A 14,624-nucleotide genomic window follows, 5' to 3' on the forward strand; every position below is an offset into this window, starting at 1 on the left:
CAGATTTCAAAGTAAAAAGTTTTTCATTATCAAAAATCCACTAATCTTTTAAAAATTCTGTAATCTCTGCAGCTATCTCTAAAATAGTTTTTTCACTGATTGTAACTTTTTTAGGAATTGCCTGTCGTAATTTTTTGCCATAAGTGGTGTTAACAAAACGCCGATCTAATACCACCATCACGCCCCGATCGGTAGATGAACGAATAAGCCGTCCATAAGCTTGTCGCAATTTCAACATCGCATTAGGTAATGACTCTTCATTAAAAGGATCTACGCCAATCGCATTTAAAAACTCATAGCGCGCGTGAATAAACGGGCGTTTGGGATTTTCAAAAGGCAAGCGCGTCACAATTACTAATTCTAATTGCTCTCCTGGTAAGTCAATTCCTTCCCAAAAGCTATCTGTCCCAAATAAAATCCCAGCATTACTTTGACTAAAGCGTTTTAACAACTTATCTCGACTGCCCCCTATACCTTGGGCAAGTATTTCTCGACCGTTTTCCAAAAATGTTAGATGCATTTTCTCATATACTTTTTGTAGCACATCATGAGAAGTAAACAATACCAAGGCTGGTCGTTTAAAATCTTTTAATAAAAGCGTTAAATTTTCGGCCAAAAAGTCACTGTATTCACTTGGTGAAAGCTTAGGTATATAGGCCGCTTTGGTAGGTACTAAAATTTCCGTTTGATTGGCGTAATCAAACGGAGCCGGGACAATCTTTAAACTTGCTGTTGGTATCCCTAAGCGTTTGGCAAATAGATTGCGATCTTTTGTAAGTTTTAACGCGCCACCAACGTAAACAATTTTTTCAAACCTTGGGTACCACTTTGTTTGAGGTAAAATTGCGGCGTTAAAATCGGTGACTTGAAAAGTTAAACCTGGGTGTTTTTCACTTCGTAAAATCCAATGGGTATAGCGCGGCGCAAAATCATGACAAAATCGTTGCATGATACGTTTTTGTTTTTCTAATTCGTCTAACAAATCTGCTAAAGTGGCAAAATCAATTTGTGCCGCTGTGCTCCAAGCAAATTCGCGTTTTTCAAGAAATTGTTGCCAGCTTGCTTTAATCTCGCTGCTTTCTTTTAAAAAGAGTTCAATCTTCTTAAAACATTTTAAAGTCTTTTTATCAAACTTTAAAAAATCTGCTGACGTTATAATTTCTTGTTCTGGAGCTAATTTGTGTAGTAATAAATCGCGCAGCACTTCATAACTAGCAACTAATTCTTTTAACTCTTCTTGCAGTAATGCAATGAAGTGTTTGGCCGCCATTTCTTCTGCTAGCCAGTCGTCTAGTTTGGCAAAAATCCCTTCTTCGCTAAGCGCTAATTGTACCTGCTTTTCAAAGGAGAAAGTGTTAAATGACTCTGCTGCAATTTTTTCACAAATTGTCGGCAAATGATGGGCTTCATCAATAATAAGATAGGGCGATTCAGGTAATAATGGTTCTTTTCGTAAACTTTCTTGTGCCAAAAAAGCATGATTTACAATTAAACAATTGCTTTCTTGCATTTGACTATTTAAAAACTTTAAAAAGTCATGCTGATAAAAAGGTGATTTTTTTGACAAGTAATTCACGCCGCGATGCGCCACATCTTGAAAGAAAAGATGATTTAAGTTAATTAAATTCAACTCGCCGAAATCTCCTGTTGTCGTTTTGGTTAACCAAACCAAGACCGCCATTTGATAAAGAGCGTATTGTTTTTGTGAAACTGGTTTACTTAGCGTTTGTTTAAATCGCGCTAAATCCAAATAATGTCGTTTACTTTTCACCACAACAGCTTGTAATTTTTGTTCTAAAAAGCGGTTTAACAAGGGAATATCTTTTTTCATGATTTGCTCTTGCAATAATAACGAGACTGTACTAACAACCACCGGTTTTTCTGGCGTGGCTAGAAAACTAGCAGGTAATAAATAACCAATCGTTTTTCCCATACCTGTAGCAGCTTCAATAAGCAAGTCTTTTGTTTCATCTTGAGTAAAGTGCTGATGAACTAAATTCATGAGCCGTGCTTGTTCTTTGCGAAACGATAGTTCATTTTGATAAAGCTTTTCTTTTTGTATTTTCTTTTGGGGATACTTTGTCTGATAATAAGTATCTTCATATAACGTTACTGCTTTTTTTCTTAGAGCAATTCCGTCAATTACTTCTAGGCCAGCAGCTAAAGGTGGATTTTCTTTTAATTGTTGTAAGTAGATATTAGCGATATATTCCCCTGTCTGCATCGCAGTAAGCGTTGCCCGCTCACTGATAGTCTTTAACGTTACTAAAGGTAACTGCCGCATCACGGCTTCAATATAAAGTAACAAGGCACCAGTAACTTCAGCATCACTGTCTGCTTGATGGGGATTGTCATGTTGTAGGCCAAAACTTTCAGCTAAATCACTTAATCGAAAGCTGCTTTCTTCTGGCAGAAAAATTTGAGCTAACTCAACCGTATCAATACCGGGTATTTTTAAAGGCGTCACACCACAACGTTTAAGTTCAGCATTTAAAAATTGGTAATCAAAAAAGATATTATGTGCCACAAAAACCGTATCCGCCAATAGATCAGCAATAATAAAAGCTACATCTTCAAAATAGGGTGCTTTTTGAACACGGCTGTTGGAAATATGCGTTAGGTTTTGAATTTGTTTGGGAATTTTTCTTCCTGGATTAATATCTGTCGCAAAACGATTGATTAGACGGCCATTTCTAATTAAAACACAGCCGATTTGGATAATGCGATCAACTTTGGGATCTGTGCCCGTTGTTTCGATATCCACTACGGCATACGTTGTATTTTGGTTCATCCTAAGCCATCTCCTAATAAATTTCGTAATGGGAACTAAGGCCCTTTTGAAATTATACTATTTTTTCAATAACCGCGAAATAAAAACATGCTTTTTAACAAGGCCGTTGCAAAATTTGCGGCCAGCATAAGTGAACAAAAGAAGAATAGGCAATTAAAATTTTTAGACAAAAAAAAGCCTGACGATAAACTCGTCAGGCTGATACGTTAGATTTAATTAAGCTTTAGTAACGTTTGTTGCTTGAGGGCCACGTTGACCTTCTTCAACGTCGAAAGTTACTGCTTGGCCTTCTTCTAAAGTTTTGAAGCCGTCGCCTTGGATAGCTGAGAAGTGAACGAATACATCGTTACCGTCTTCTGCTGTAATGAAACCAAAACCTTTGTCTGCGTTGAACCATTTAACTGTACCTGTTTGCATATTAAAAATCCTCCTTGTGTGAAACACACGTATTTGTGCAATTCCTTGTATCCGGTGAAAAAGTGGAAGATGTTTAAATATGAAACAAGCTTGCCATTAATTACCTTTACAATAACTACAAAAAGAATTGTACCACAAATAATTTATAAAAGCGAATTTATTTTTACTAATTGTTAAGACAATTTAAAAAGCTTTGCGCCAAAAGAATTCATTTCTTTGACACAAAGCTTTTTTTTACGAAATTAATCGCTAGAAAACGTAGCTGTTAAAGGGATTAGTAGCGTAAGATAGCCGTCAAACTCTTTTCATCTGGTGCATCTTTTTGCTCTAAAACAAAAACTTGGCCACTGTTTTTAACAACATCGGCAACTAAATTATTCAAAACTTGTCGTCGATCATATTCTGTATCTGGATCTTCACCAAAACCGTCCACTAAATTAGAAGTTGCAATAAATAAATCCGAAATGCGTCCTTCTTTAGCCGCTAATACAATATCTGGCAATTGATCAACAAATTTTTTGTCTAATAATTTTTGATAAGAAGCAATTTCAGCTTGAGACAACGTGTCTGCAATTTCACCTAAATCTTCTTTAATTTTCTTAATATCTAATTGAGCCGGTGAACCTGAAATAGCAGCATCAGCTTGGTAATACGGTGTTTTAGCGTATTTTTTGAACATAGTTTGATTTTCTGGCAAGGCGTATAAATACATTGGATAATTTGCTGGGTTGTCAAATTTATCTTTAAAGAAAGTATCGACTGCTTGATAATAATTTACCCAGTCTATTTCTACTTCTTCATCTTTGGCATTAACACCATGATACGCAACGCCTTCTTTTGAGCCTGTTTGACTACCTTGGGAGCTATAATTTAGACTCCCGCCAGTTAATTCATCTCCGAGAGCTGTTTTAACATCAATTGGCGCATCTTCTGGCAACATCACTTCGGTAATTTCTTTATTATCAACAAAATATAACTTCATTGAGTCGCGATTTAAAGCCAATAAATAATACGTATAGTTAAACTGACCATTCTTAATTAAAGCCAGTAAGTAAGGGAGGTCCCCTACATAATACTGATCATCAACAGCAATGTTTAAGCGATGAACAAGCGTTTCTTCTGGTGTCAAGAAAACGGCAACACTTTTTGTTCCGCTACGCCAGAAAGAAGCGTCAGCTAAAAGCGTATCAATTTTATCTTGAATTTTTTTCCATTCTTTTTCAGGATATTTCTTTTCAAAACGTTTTTTGGCTTCTTTGGCGAAGTTTTTAAATTTGATTTGATCTTTTTCTACATCTTGGTGGGCAACATGGGTATTTAGCATAATCGTGACAAAAGGCCCTTTTTCAAGATCAGCAGTTAATTGCCGCAAGACTTCATTTCCAACTTTGGTCATAAAACATTACCTCCTAAAAATAATGAATAACACTACATTAAAAGTGTAACACGCTTACATTTTTACATAAAGTAATAAGGTCTCTGTTCATTTCTAAGCCAAACCAGTTTTTACTTTCTGTTCGCTTTACAAAAACAAACGCATGTTCGTATAATAAAGATGAAAGAAGGTGATTCGATGGAAGCAAACTTCGATTATCGTAAAGAAATTGTTCAAGATATTTTATTTATTGATGTCAAATCCTTTTATGCGACCGTGGAATGCGTGATGCGCAACTTAGACCCCTTAACTACGCTTTTGGTCGTAATGAGTAGCGAAGATAATACCGGTAACGGTTTAATCCTCGCCTCTTCTCCGGCGGCAAAAAATAAATTAGGGATCACAAACGTGACCCGAGCTGACAATTTACCCGATCATCCCAACCTTTTAAAAGTGCCACCGCGCATGAGTTTGTACATTAAAGAAAATATACGTTTTAACGCTATTTTCAAGCAATACGTGGCTGATGAAGATTTATTGCCTTATTCCATTGATGAATCTATTTTAGATGTTAGCCATTCTTTAAATTTATTTTATCCCGATCCGACAGAATCACGGTATATGAAACGTATGCGTTTGGCTCACCACATTCAAAATGAGGTTAAAGAAAAGTTGGGGTTAATTTTGTCCATTGGCATTGGTGATAATCCACTTCTGGCAAAACTTGCACTAGATAATTTTTCCAAACACAGTCCTAATTTCATTGCTGAAATTCGTTACCAAGATGTTTTAACCAAAGTTTGGTCTATTCCTGAACTAACAGATTTTTGGGGCATCGGGCGCCGTATGAAAAAACGCCTTTACAATTTAGGAATTGATACGATTAGACAATTGGCCAATAGTGATCCCATCATCCTAAAAAGTCACTTTGGCATTTTAGGTTTGCAACTTTACTATCATGCAAACGGGATTGATCGCACGATTATTGCCGAAAAAGCACCTCCTACCAAAGAGAAATCTTATGGCAACAGTCAAGTTTTACCAAAAGATTATACAGATCAAAAGGAAATTGAAATTGTAATAAAAGAGATGGCTGAACAAGTTGCTGCCCGCATTCGCCGTCACCATTGTCTCAGCCAATGTGTATCTGTATATATTGGTACTAGTCGTGGTGGTGAAAAAGACAGCTTTTCTCATCAAATGAAAATTACAGCCACAGATAATACAAAAGAATTAATCCACTACTGTCTAACTATTTTTCGTAAGTATTATACGGGGCAAGTTGTCCGTCATATAGGAATTAGTTATGGAAAACTTATTTATACAAATGCGAAGCAGTTGAATTTATTTACTTCCCCAGAAGTTCAAATAAACGATGAACGTTTAGATAAAATTATCGATAAAATTCGAACAAAATATGGATTTGCTGCGATTATTCACGCGACAAGCAAATTAGATGGTGCCCGCAGTCTAGCCCGCAGTCATTTGGTCGGCGGACATAACGGCGGTGCCGGTGGTTTAGATGGTCTATAGACAAAAGTCACTATTTTGTAAGAAAACTTACAAAATAGTGGCTTTAAGTTTATTTATACTTTAGCGATTGATTGAACGAGACACACGATTAATGGTGTGGCGCATCCCTCGAATTGCAATAGACATTTCGAAAATATTTTCTGCGGGTGCCATGCCGCCATAGCCAGCATCGCCAATATGTTGCAAATCAACGCCACATATTTTATTAGTGATCGCCATTTGTCGTAGCGTTTCTGGACGTGCACTTTCTTGGCTAGTACCGATGGCAGTCATTGTTAGCAAATCATTTTCTTTTGCCAATTTTACCGCTTCAATTAAATCTTGCTCTAAAAAGCCTTGGATCGTTCCAACAGCTGGTAGTAATAAAATATCTGCTCCTGCCTTGGCATAAGCAGCTACAGCCTCTTTGGTCACAACCGGTTCACTTGAGCCTGCGCTGTGCATTTTTCCAGCAATCACTAGGCCTGAAAAATGTTCTTTGGCAATTTTGACAGCATCAGCAATTGCAGCGTTAGTTACACCGGTGCCGGGGTTTCCAGTAAAACAAATAAAATCAACACCTAATTTTTCTGCTTCTTGAATTGTTTCAATGGAGCTTGTTCGTCCCTTAGAGATGACAACTTGCTCACTCATCAAATCCAACTCGGCGGCAATAGGCTCTAAATTAATGCCAATTGGTCGTCCAGTTAATTTTTTTAAAGTTGGGATTGGATTTTCAATCACTGTTTTTTCATCAAAAATCATTTCTGGTGTTAAGCCCGGCATCCCAAAAACAACTGGTCGAAAACAATCAAAACCATTTAATAAAATTAAGTCAGCGCCAAATGATGCTGCTACCTCTGCATTGGTCACATCCATTGCTTGTGGAATTGTTTGCACAACCGTTTCTGTTACAATTACACGACCTTCACTTGCTTTAATCGATTGTTTCAATTCTTTGGCACTCATTTTTTTTACATCACTATAATCAGCACTAATTAATCGTTTTACCATTTGTATTCCTCTTTCTTTACGGACGACTTGCATCCTTTATCACTTCAGGCTAAAATATAACAGTATGTTCCCGTAGCTCAGTCGGATAGAGCGGTCGCCTCCTAAGCGACAGGCCGCTGGTTCAATTCCAGTCGGGAACGTTTTGAAGTCCGTTTAGGGCTTCTTTTTTATTTTAAAAATAGTCCGCTAGCAGCGGTTTTTCTGATGGTAGCAATTTTTCTAAGGCATAAGCCAGCTCTGGTGTTACATCAATTTTTTCTTCTGCCTGTAAAGATTTGATCTTCACACTACCTAAAAACAACTGTGTAAAGCTTTGTGGCGTGGCTTTAATCTTTGGCAGCAAACTTTCTTTAACCTTGGAAACATTCCCATCTGGATAAATCTCGTATATACCATTATTAGCTGGCAAATAATTATCCTGATAAATTTCAATAGCGAAATCTGACAGAATCTTTTCTTGCCAAGGAAATGATTTTAAAAAGGTCGCCACATTGACAACCCGCGCCATCATATAAGGTAAAATCTTCACTTCTACTTGTGGATCCAAAACTTGCAGTAATTTGGTTGTACCGCCAAACGGATGCGTCCAATGAATTGTTTTGACCGTGCCGCTATGTGCTGCAATAAAATCATGCAAACTTCTTTTTCCTTTTTCTGACAAGGCCACTAATTCTATGATTTCCAATTTATCGACGCTAATTTGATAAACAACGTAACCACACATTACCCCGTTTTCTTCATATAGTGCAAAGTTAAAATTTTTATGCAAAGAAAATTTGTAGGTAAACCACCACTCAGCCCGCAACATTCCCCCACGCATACTTTCAGTACTTTTTTGATAAATTTCTGCCATATTCTTTTGCGCTACTTCAAAAGAAACACGGCTGACTTTACCGTGACTTTGACCGCCAAAAGGCCATCTTTCTGCTGGAGCCTCATAACGAATTTGCAAAAATGCTGTCTCATAGCCATAGCGGCGATAAAAAGGATAGGAAAACGGTGCTAAATAAGCTAACTGTACGCCCTCATCATAACTGTCTTCTAGCACTTGTTTCATAAGCTTATCAATACGACCTTGTTTGCGAAATTCAGGATAACTGGAAACATAGCCAATTCCCCTCATTTCAAACGTCTGATTCCAAAAATTGACTAAAAAAGGCGTAGCCATAATTTGACTAACCAATTTCTTTTCAGCCAAAGAACCATAGTTTTTAGAATTTCGGGCCAGATATTCAAAACGTTCAACTTTTGTAGCGCTCTTCTCACGAGCAAAAGCATAAGCCGCCAAGTCAAACATCTGGTCATTAAAATCTGATTTCATCTTTACAATTGTCACCAGTTTTCCCTCCAAACGAAAAAAGGTGGCCATAGCCCCCTTTTTAATTGGCATTTGCCATATTTTCTAGCATCTTACCAAACTGGCGCTTGCGGAAAAATCCTAGCATAATGCCTAAAATCATATCATTCATTTGCTGCATAAAACCAAAAGATTGCATATTTTCGTTATAGCTGACTTTACAAGTCTTGTCGTTAATTGGTGTAATTTCATAGCGGACGACAAATTCGTTACGGCTTGTTGAGGTTTTAAATTGATATATTTGATTTTCAACCAATTCTTCAATTGTAATTTTGGCACTGCTATTTTTCGAAAATTGCTTCACGTAGGAAAGATTTTTTAATTGTTTGCGTGTAATATTTTTCCCCGTCGCTTTTCTGACATCGAAAATAACTGAGTCCATCATCTTATCAAAAAATTTTTCTGCTGAAATATTCAAATTTTTTTCTACTTTCATGCTTTATCGCCTCTTTCACGTTTTGGCGTTTTGCCTTTTAGAAATAATAGTCCACCAACCAAAATAAACGCTAACCCTACTATCAAACGTCCCACATTCATTTGTTGCGATGGTCCGCTAAAACTATAAATAGTGATTAAAAAGCCGATACTACATAAAAACAAGCCATTTTTTACCATATTTATCATCCTACTTCCTACTTTTACACCTGTTGTTAAATCCATTTTTTCTAAAACGCTGCTTTATGCTTTTATTTATGCTTCTACTGCAGCTTGGAAATATAAAACAGATCCCCAAGGCTGTGCTTTAATTAATTGTTTTGCAGTAGTTGCTGCTTGCTCCTGGTCACCAGTTACTTCAAAATATAATTTGATCCCTTTTTTTTCTTTGAAAGAATAGCTGATCCCAGCTTCATTATACTCAGCCAATAATTTTTTTATTTCTTCTTGTTGCATCGCACTTGCAATACTAATCATGAAAATTCCTCCTTAATAAATTTATTACTCCTAGATTGCACATTTAACTTTTTTACAGCAAAGCTTTCTATACTTAGTTAAACTGCCTTGACGGTTTTATTTTCCCATAAAATCCTTCATAAGAAAAGAACTGCTTCCACCTCTTTGGGAAGCGAAAACAGTTCTTCGACATTTTATAAATCAGTTGGTTGAATCTTATTTGCTGCAATAACAAATGGTGTGTAAATTACAAATGTTACAGCCATACAAATGATTGAAACAACTACTGCACGCCAGTCCATTGCTGTCGCTAACAATGCATTTAGAATTGGTGGTGTTACCCAAACAACTTGTTGTGATACTGGGTTTACCCAACCAGCTTGTGTTGCAAAGAAACCGATTGAAACAGATACTAGTGGCGCTAAGATATAAGGAATGAATAACAATGCGTTTAATACAATTGGCATCCCGAACATAACTGGTTCGTTAATATTGAAGATACCAGGGCCAACACCCAAAGTACCAACTGCACGGTAATCTGCGCGTTTTGAGAAGATTAAAATCGCAATCAAAAGCATCAAGGTACCACCGGCACCACCAAACCATGCATAAATATCAAATGAACCACGAACCCATTTGTAACCATCGTCGATAACGGCAGACATACCGCCTTCTTGGAACAAGTTAACGTTTTTAAGTTGTGCTACAGAGAATACACCTTCTAAAATTGGTGCTAATACGTTGGTACCATGAATCCCGAAGAACCAGAATAATTGTACGAATAAAGTCACAATTAATACGGCGCCGTAACCTTGAGAGAAACCAAGCAATGGTTTAGCAATCATTTCTTGAATCCAAGCCAATAATGTCATACCTGGAACTAATTTAGAGAAGATCCAGTAGAAAAGTGCTACTGCATATAAAGCAGCTGTCGCAGGAATAATTGCGGCAAAAGCTTTTGAAACTGCTGGTGGCACTTGTTCTGGCATTTTGATAGTAATATTAGCCAACATTAATTTACAGAAGATAATACTTGCTACAAAACCAACAATCATTGCGGTAAAGTAGAAGTTTGCATCCATGTTGTTTAATGGAATCCAGCCCCACGCATTTGCTGTAATGCCATCAGCAGTTGCAGACCAACCGCTTGTTGCAGAATTCGCATTGATTTGATCAACTAAGTCTGCTGGCATTTTTTGTGCTAATGTACCAGAGTAAGAATACGTTACACCAGAAATAGCGGCCGCAAGAGACACGATACCACCGGCTAAATCATTAACACCATAAGCACGAGCTAAGTTAAAGCCCCATGAAAAGGCGAAGATAATCCCGGCGATTGCTAATGTACCATTCCAAACGTAACCATTGATTGTAATGATCGTACTAATAAGAGCAAAGATACCTTTTCCTTCAGCAATGCTGGCACCCCAAGTTGAGATAAATTGCCCTGGTAAATCACGAATAATTGCGTTGATCATAACGGCTACTGAACCGGCCATAGTAGCAGGCATCGTGCCAATAAAGGCATCCCGTAAAGCAACCAAATGTTTTTGGGAACCAATTTTTGCTGCGATCGGAAGCACGTGCTTCTCTAACCACGCTGTTAATGCATCCATTTTATTTCCTCCTAAATAAAAAATTACAGGTATCATCCTTTTAACAAACAACCACGTATAAAAAAGATGTTTTAAACTGCTCACCTGCCTAGCAGTAAGCTAATTATTTAATAAACCTGTAGCAAGCCTATTTTTCGGCTTCCATTTTTGCCATTTTGCGATAAACATCAATAATTTCTTTTGCTAAATCAGTGACAGCAATGGCAGTCATTAAATGATCCTGACTGTGAACAGTCAAAAGTGTTACAGCAACATGTTTGCCTTGTGCTTCTTGGGTTAACATATTGGTTTGTGAATGATGTGCTTCAGTCAGAGAATTTTCCGCGTCTGCGATTTTTTTATCTGCTAATTCAAAATCACCTTTTTTAGCGGCTTGAATTGCTTCCATCGCATCACTTTTGGCATTCCCACCATACATGATCAAACCCATGATGGCTTCCAAGCTTTGTTGTTCTTCCACAAAATTCCCTCCTAACGATTATTCTTCATTCATCAATTTTTCAGCTTGCGCCAAAACTTTTTCACCATTCATCATGCCGTAATCCGCCATGTTGATAACATCTAATTTGATGCCTTTTGGTGCAACTTTTTGTTCGAATTGCGCTTTCATAAAGCGAACTTGTGGGCCAAGTAATAATACATCAACATTTTTTTCTTCCAAAATATTGTCTGCTTCAGATGCTGAAACTGCGAAGATGTCGGCATCAATACCTTTTTCTTCAGCTGCTTTTTCCATCTTGGTCACAAGTAAACTTGTACTCATCCCTGCTGAACAAACTAACATAATTGTTTCTTTTGCCATTTTATCTCACCTCTTTTTCATTTATCTTACACTTAACTATAATGCAAGAAGTGTGCCAAAATAAAACAACGGGTAAAACGCTGTTATTAAAGCGTTTTACTCGTTGTTTTTTTATACACAGAACACACACACAAATTACACACTAATTTTTCTGTGTAAGCGGATACGTACTGGTGATTTTATTTTGTTGGATCATTTGGACGATATAGGCAATCTCATCATCACTAAATTCGACCTGATAATTTTTGGCAATTGGCATTAGACTCGTTCTCAGTAAATCACACTCCAAGCGATATTTCTTTTGAAAACTAGTTAAATTATCAAATTGTCGTGAAGTTCCGCCATTTCGCAAATTATCAATTAAAAAGGCAAGATGGATCATAATGCCCGCATCCACACTTGGTTCTAAAACTGCATGCATTTGTCCTTCAACATGATGTAAAAGCTGTTGCAATTGCATCATCAACTGTTCGACCCCACTCACACTCGTTAAGGCTTCTTGGAGGGACTTCCCAATTTTTTCAAGGGGGATATCATCGTTTACGATTTGTTTTAATACACGCAATCGCTCGTTATCAAATATTTCATAAGCTGAAAAGAAAGGAATATTTTGATAATCAATTTCTACGGTTCCGGCAATTGCTTTAATATCATATTCCGCCATTAGTGCGTCAATGTGTTGTAAGAAAGCATTTTTTTCAATAAATTGCATTTGAATGACTTCTGTTTGCGATTTATCAACTACCGGTGTAATGCGCTCATATAATTTACTAGCAACACCTTCGCCGGTAAAACAGGTTACAACGACGGCTTTCTTTTGTTTTTTCTTATGAAGATTGAACTCATCTTTTACAATTGCTTTAAAAGACAACAATGTATTTTGATAAATATCTTCTAAAGTTCTTCCCATGTCCACCATCCGCAGTGCTTCTAAAACCACCATCGTACTAGTCATAGATACTGCTTTTGTTCGAATACCGGTCTCTTCATAAATTAGATCACCAAAAGAATTCAAAGAACCCATATCTGTCAGAAGTAAAATGCCGCCGGTCAGTTTTGCCTCATTTTGTTGCACATAGCTTAACAATTGATTGTAAATGGTTTGGACTTCCATATCCAAACTCATGTCAAAGGCGATACCTGTTGTAGTATCTAATAATTCTTGGGCTGTTTCTAACATTGAAGTTGCCGTTTGCTTACCGTGCATCAATACGATAACCTCAACGTTTTTTTCTGGTAATGCGGTATTTTGTCCCACTTGAATGGATAAAAACATACTAATAAAACCAATCTCATCAAAAGGAATCTCAATGTGACAGCGTTCTTCAATAATAGTAGACAAATCGAGTGCCACTTGAAATTCTTGTTTAAAGTTTTTTCGGATATTATTTAAATCCGGATGAATAATCGTATGCCCATCTTTTAAACGTTCGATCGTGCTTTGCAAATGGAGCGCAAAAGCAAAGCGGGCCTTTTCATTGTATTTTCGCTCCAAGCGCTCTTCAGCCACTTCATAAAGTTCACTGGTCAACTGCCAAATCCCTTTAGGTAGCAATTCTTTGTGCAATGTACTTTGCGTTAATTCCTCAACATATGTTTCAAAATAAGCATCCACATCTCCTAAAATCAATTGCTCTAAATCAACGTTGTTTAACTCTTGGTCAGATAATGTGGTGACTTTTTCTTCAATTGCATTGTAAACTTGCATATTCCGTTCTGGATCTTGACTCCATACTACTTCGGTTGCACCAGGCTCAAAGCTAAGTAAGTTTCCCTTGCCTTCCAAAAACTGTTTTAAATCTTCGCTGTAGTCTTTGCGCATTAACAGCCCTTTTTGGACCGGCAGAGATAAATCTTCTTTGCGGACCAACAGACTGTCTTGTTGTTTGGTTCGGTAATGTAAGAATGCTTTGGCACAGACTAATTTTAAATCTCGCTTTATTTGCCCAATATTACCTTCAGCTTGATATAACATAAATGCAATAATCGCATCTTGTTCTACTTCAATCTTTTGTTTTAAGCGGTTGGCTTCTTGTTTAATAAATAGCGTAATGATTTCATACCGTTCATCCAAAGAGCGGGCCTTGATACTTGGCAATGTAATCGACATTGGAATGCGGCGATTAAATGTTGTCAAAAAATTCTCTGAGGATTCTGTTGTCGCCCCAATAATTTGGACTGCAGCCTCATAGGTCTTATTACTTTCTCCGAGTGGACGGTAGACCCCTTTATCAATAAAGGTAAAGAGCATTTCTTGTCCTTCTGGAGGTAGGCGATGAATTTCATCTAAAAATAGTATGCCATTGTCAGCTTTAGCAATTAAACCTGGGCTATCTTCATTAGCTCCCGTATAAGCCCCTTTTTTAATCCCAAAAATGTGACCAAATAATAATTGCGGGTTTTGTGCGTAATCCGCACAATTAAAGGATACAAAAGGAGCATCTTTTTTTAAGGTTTGGGATTTTAACGCAAACTGGTACATACACTCGGCAAAAAGTGACTTCCCTGTTCCAGTATCACCAAAAATAATAGTATGTAGTCCCCGCGGTGGATATAAAATTGCGGCTTTGGCTTGTTGAATGGCTACTTTTAAAGAACCTGTCTCCCCCACTAACGCATCAAAGGTCACTGCAGAAGAATTATCAACATGTACTTGTTCTTCTGATAAGGGTTCATAGATTACTGGTCGACCAGGATTTTTTACAATCCGTTGCTCTTTTGCCAATTCATTTAAATAGCGGCTGGCATTGGTTCTATCAATATTTAATAACTCCGCAATCTGAACAGCCGTCATTCCTTGTTTGCGCATTTCTAATGTGTGTAAGATTTCTTCTTTCCGTGAATTCATG

Annotated in this window: 13 protein-coding genes and 1 tRNA gene; 2 read left to right on the forward strand and 12 right to left on the reverse strand. The window is 37.2% G+C overall.

The genetic code is table 11. The features are described 5' to 3' along the window. Positions 1-40: 40 nt before the first annotated feature. From P3T75_RS08470 to P3T75_RS08480, 3 genes are all read right to left on the reverse strand, one after another. Entirely contained in the window at positions 41-2,791 is a 2,751-nt protein-coding gene (locus P3T75_RS08470; RefSeq protein WP_282461340.1) for a helicase C-terminal domain-containing protein, read from the reverse strand. Positions 2,792-3,007: 216 nt separating this feature from the next. Then, positions 3,008-3,208, reverse strand: coding sequence for a cold-shock protein (locus P3T75_RS08475; RefSeq protein ID WP_206903083.1), 201 nt, complete (start codon positions 3,206-3,208; stop codon positions 3,008-3,010). Positions 3,209-3,482: 274 nt separating this feature from the next. Continuing rightward, on the reverse strand, positions 3,483-4,604 hold the full coding sequence (locus P3T75_RS08480) for a baeRF6 domain-containing protein (protein ID WP_282461341.1): 1,122 nt from the start codon (positions 4,602-4,604) through the stop codon (positions 3,483-3,485). A gap of 177 nt (positions 4,605-4,781) precedes the next feature. Between P3T75_RS08480 and P3T75_RS08485 the strand changes: the two genes are divergently transcribed. Then, positions 4,782-6,116, forward strand: a complete 1,335-nt coding sequence (locus tag P3T75_RS08485; RefSeq protein WP_282461342.1) for a Y-family DNA polymerase — start codon at positions 4,782-4,784, stop codon at positions 6,114-6,116. A gap of 60 nt (positions 6,117-6,176) precedes the next feature. Here P3T75_RS08485 and P3T75_RS08490 read toward each other — a convergent pair whose 3' ends face one another. Continuing rightward, on the reverse strand, positions 6,177-7,109 hold the full coding sequence (locus P3T75_RS08490) for a DUF7916 family protein (RefSeq protein ID WP_206903085.1): 933 nt from the start codon (positions 7,107-7,109) through the stop codon (positions 6,177-6,179). A gap of 66 nt (positions 7,110-7,175) precedes the next feature. Between P3T75_RS08490 and P3T75_RS08495 the strand changes: the two genes are divergently transcribed. Then, a tRNA-Arg gene (locus P3T75_RS08495) sits at positions 7,176-7,249 on the forward strand. Between the two features lie 32 nt (positions 7,250-7,281). On the opposite strand, the gene P3T75_RS08500 is transcribed toward P3T75_RS08495, so the two are convergent. The 8 genes from P3T75_RS08500 to P3T75_RS08535 all read right to left on the reverse strand — a co-directional run bounded on the left by P3T75_RS08500 (position 7,282) and on the right by P3T75_RS08535 (position 14,623). Next, positions 7,282-8,445, reverse strand: coding sequence for a GNAT family N-acetyltransferase (locus P3T75_RS08500; RefSeq protein ID WP_282461343.1), 1,164 nt, complete (start codon positions 8,443-8,445; stop codon positions 7,282-7,284). A 43-nt stretch (positions 8,446-8,488) separates the two neighbouring features. Next, positions 8,489-8,902: a DUF3284 domain-containing protein gene (locus tag P3T75_RS08505; RefSeq protein WP_230708811.1), complete on the reverse strand. Its 414-nt coding sequence runs from the start codon at positions 8,900-8,902 to the stop codon at positions 8,489-8,491. Beyond that, positions 8,899-9,126, reverse strand: a complete 228-nt coding sequence (locus P3T75_RS08510; protein WP_407649797.1) for a hypothetical protein — start codon at positions 9,124-9,126, stop codon at positions 8,899-8,901. The genes P3T75_RS08505 and P3T75_RS08510 overlap by 4 nt, the downstream gene beginning before the upstream one ends. A 30-nt stretch (positions 9,127-9,156) precedes the next feature. Then, positions 9,157-9,378 carry a hypothetical protein gene (locus P3T75_RS08515; RefSeq protein WP_206903089.1) on the reverse strand — a complete coding sequence of 74 codons (222 nt, stop codon included), beginning with the start codon at positions 9,376-9,378 and terminating at the stop codon, positions 9,157-9,159. 173 nt (positions 9,379-9,551) lie between these two features. Next, positions 9,552-10,973, reverse strand: coding sequence for a PTS sugar transporter subunit IIC (locus P3T75_RS08520; RefSeq protein WP_206903090.1), 1,422 nt, complete (start codon positions 10,971-10,973; stop codon positions 9,552-9,554). 127 nt (positions 10,974-11,100) lie between these two features. Then, positions 11,101-11,433 carry a PTS lactose/cellobiose transporter subunit IIA gene (locus P3T75_RS08525; protein ID WP_206903091.1) on the reverse strand — a complete coding sequence of 111 codons (333 nt, stop codon included), beginning with the start codon at positions 11,431-11,433 and terminating at the stop codon, positions 11,101-11,103. An 18-nt stretch (positions 11,434-11,451) separates the two neighbouring features. Then, complete coding sequence (locus P3T75_RS08530; RefSeq protein ID WP_016172413.1) at positions 11,452-11,775, reverse strand: PTS sugar transporter subunit IIB; 324 nt, start codon at positions 11,773-11,775, stop codon at positions 11,452-11,454. Between the two features lie 142 nt (positions 11,776-11,917). Next, a complete protein-coding gene (locus P3T75_RS08535) occupies positions 11,918-14,623 on the reverse strand; it encodes a sigma 54-interacting transcriptional regulator (protein WP_282461344.1) in 2,706 nt (901 codons plus the stop codon). Between the last annotated feature and the right edge of the window lies 1 nt (position 14,624).

The organism is Enterococcus montenegrensis (genome assembly GCF_029983095.1).
GTDB classification, from domain to species: domain Bacteria; phylum Bacillota; class Bacilli; order Lactobacillales; family Enterococcaceae; genus Enterococcus_C; species Enterococcus_C montenegrensis.

Excerpts from the sequence above, each read along its gene's own strand:
- P3T75_RS08485 (WP_282461342.1), top strand. The coding sequence starts at position 4,782 with ATGGAAGCAAACTTCGATTATCGTAAAGAAATTGTTCAAGATATTTTA.
- P3T75_RS08530 (WP_016172413.1), bottom strand. The coding sequence starts at position 11,775 with ATGGCAAAAGAAACAATTATGTTAGTTTGTTCAGCAGGGATGAGTACA.
- P3T75_RS08480 (WP_282461341.1), bottom strand. The coding sequence starts at position 4,604 with ATGACCAAAGTTGGAAATGAAGTCTTGCGGCAATTAACTGCTGATCTT.
- P3T75_RS08490 (WP_206903085.1), bottom strand. The coding sequence starts at position 7,109 with ATGGTAAAACGATTAATTAGTGCTGATTATAGTGATGTAAAAAAAATG.
- P3T75_RS08520 (WP_206903090.1), bottom strand. The coding sequence starts at position 10,973 with ATGGATGCATTAACAGCGTGGTTAGAGAAGCACGTGCTTCCGATCGCA.
- P3T75_RS08510 (WP_407649797.1), bottom strand. The coding sequence starts at position 9,126 with ATGGATTTAACAACAGGTGTAAAAGTAGGAAGTAGGATGATAAATATG.
- P3T75_RS08475 (WP_206903083.1), bottom strand. The coding sequence starts at position 3,208 with ATGCAAACAGGTACAGTTAAATGGTTCAACGCAGACAAAGGTTTTGGT.
- P3T75_RS08535 (WP_282461344.1), bottom strand. The coding sequence starts at position 14,623 with ATGAATTCACGGAAAGAAGAAATCTTACACACATTAGAAATGCGCAAA.
- P3T75_RS08515 (WP_206903089.1), bottom strand. The coding sequence starts at position 9,378 with ATGATTAGTATTGCAAGTGCGATGCAACAAGAAGAAATAAAAAAATTA.
- P3T75_RS08505 (WP_230708811.1), bottom strand. The coding sequence starts at position 8,902 with ATGAAAGTAGAAAAAAATTTGAATATTTCAGCAGAAAAATTTTTTGAT.
- P3T75_RS08470 (WP_282461340.1), bottom strand. The coding sequence starts at position 2,791 with ATGAACCAAAATACAACGTATGCCGTAGTGGATATCGAAACAACGGGC.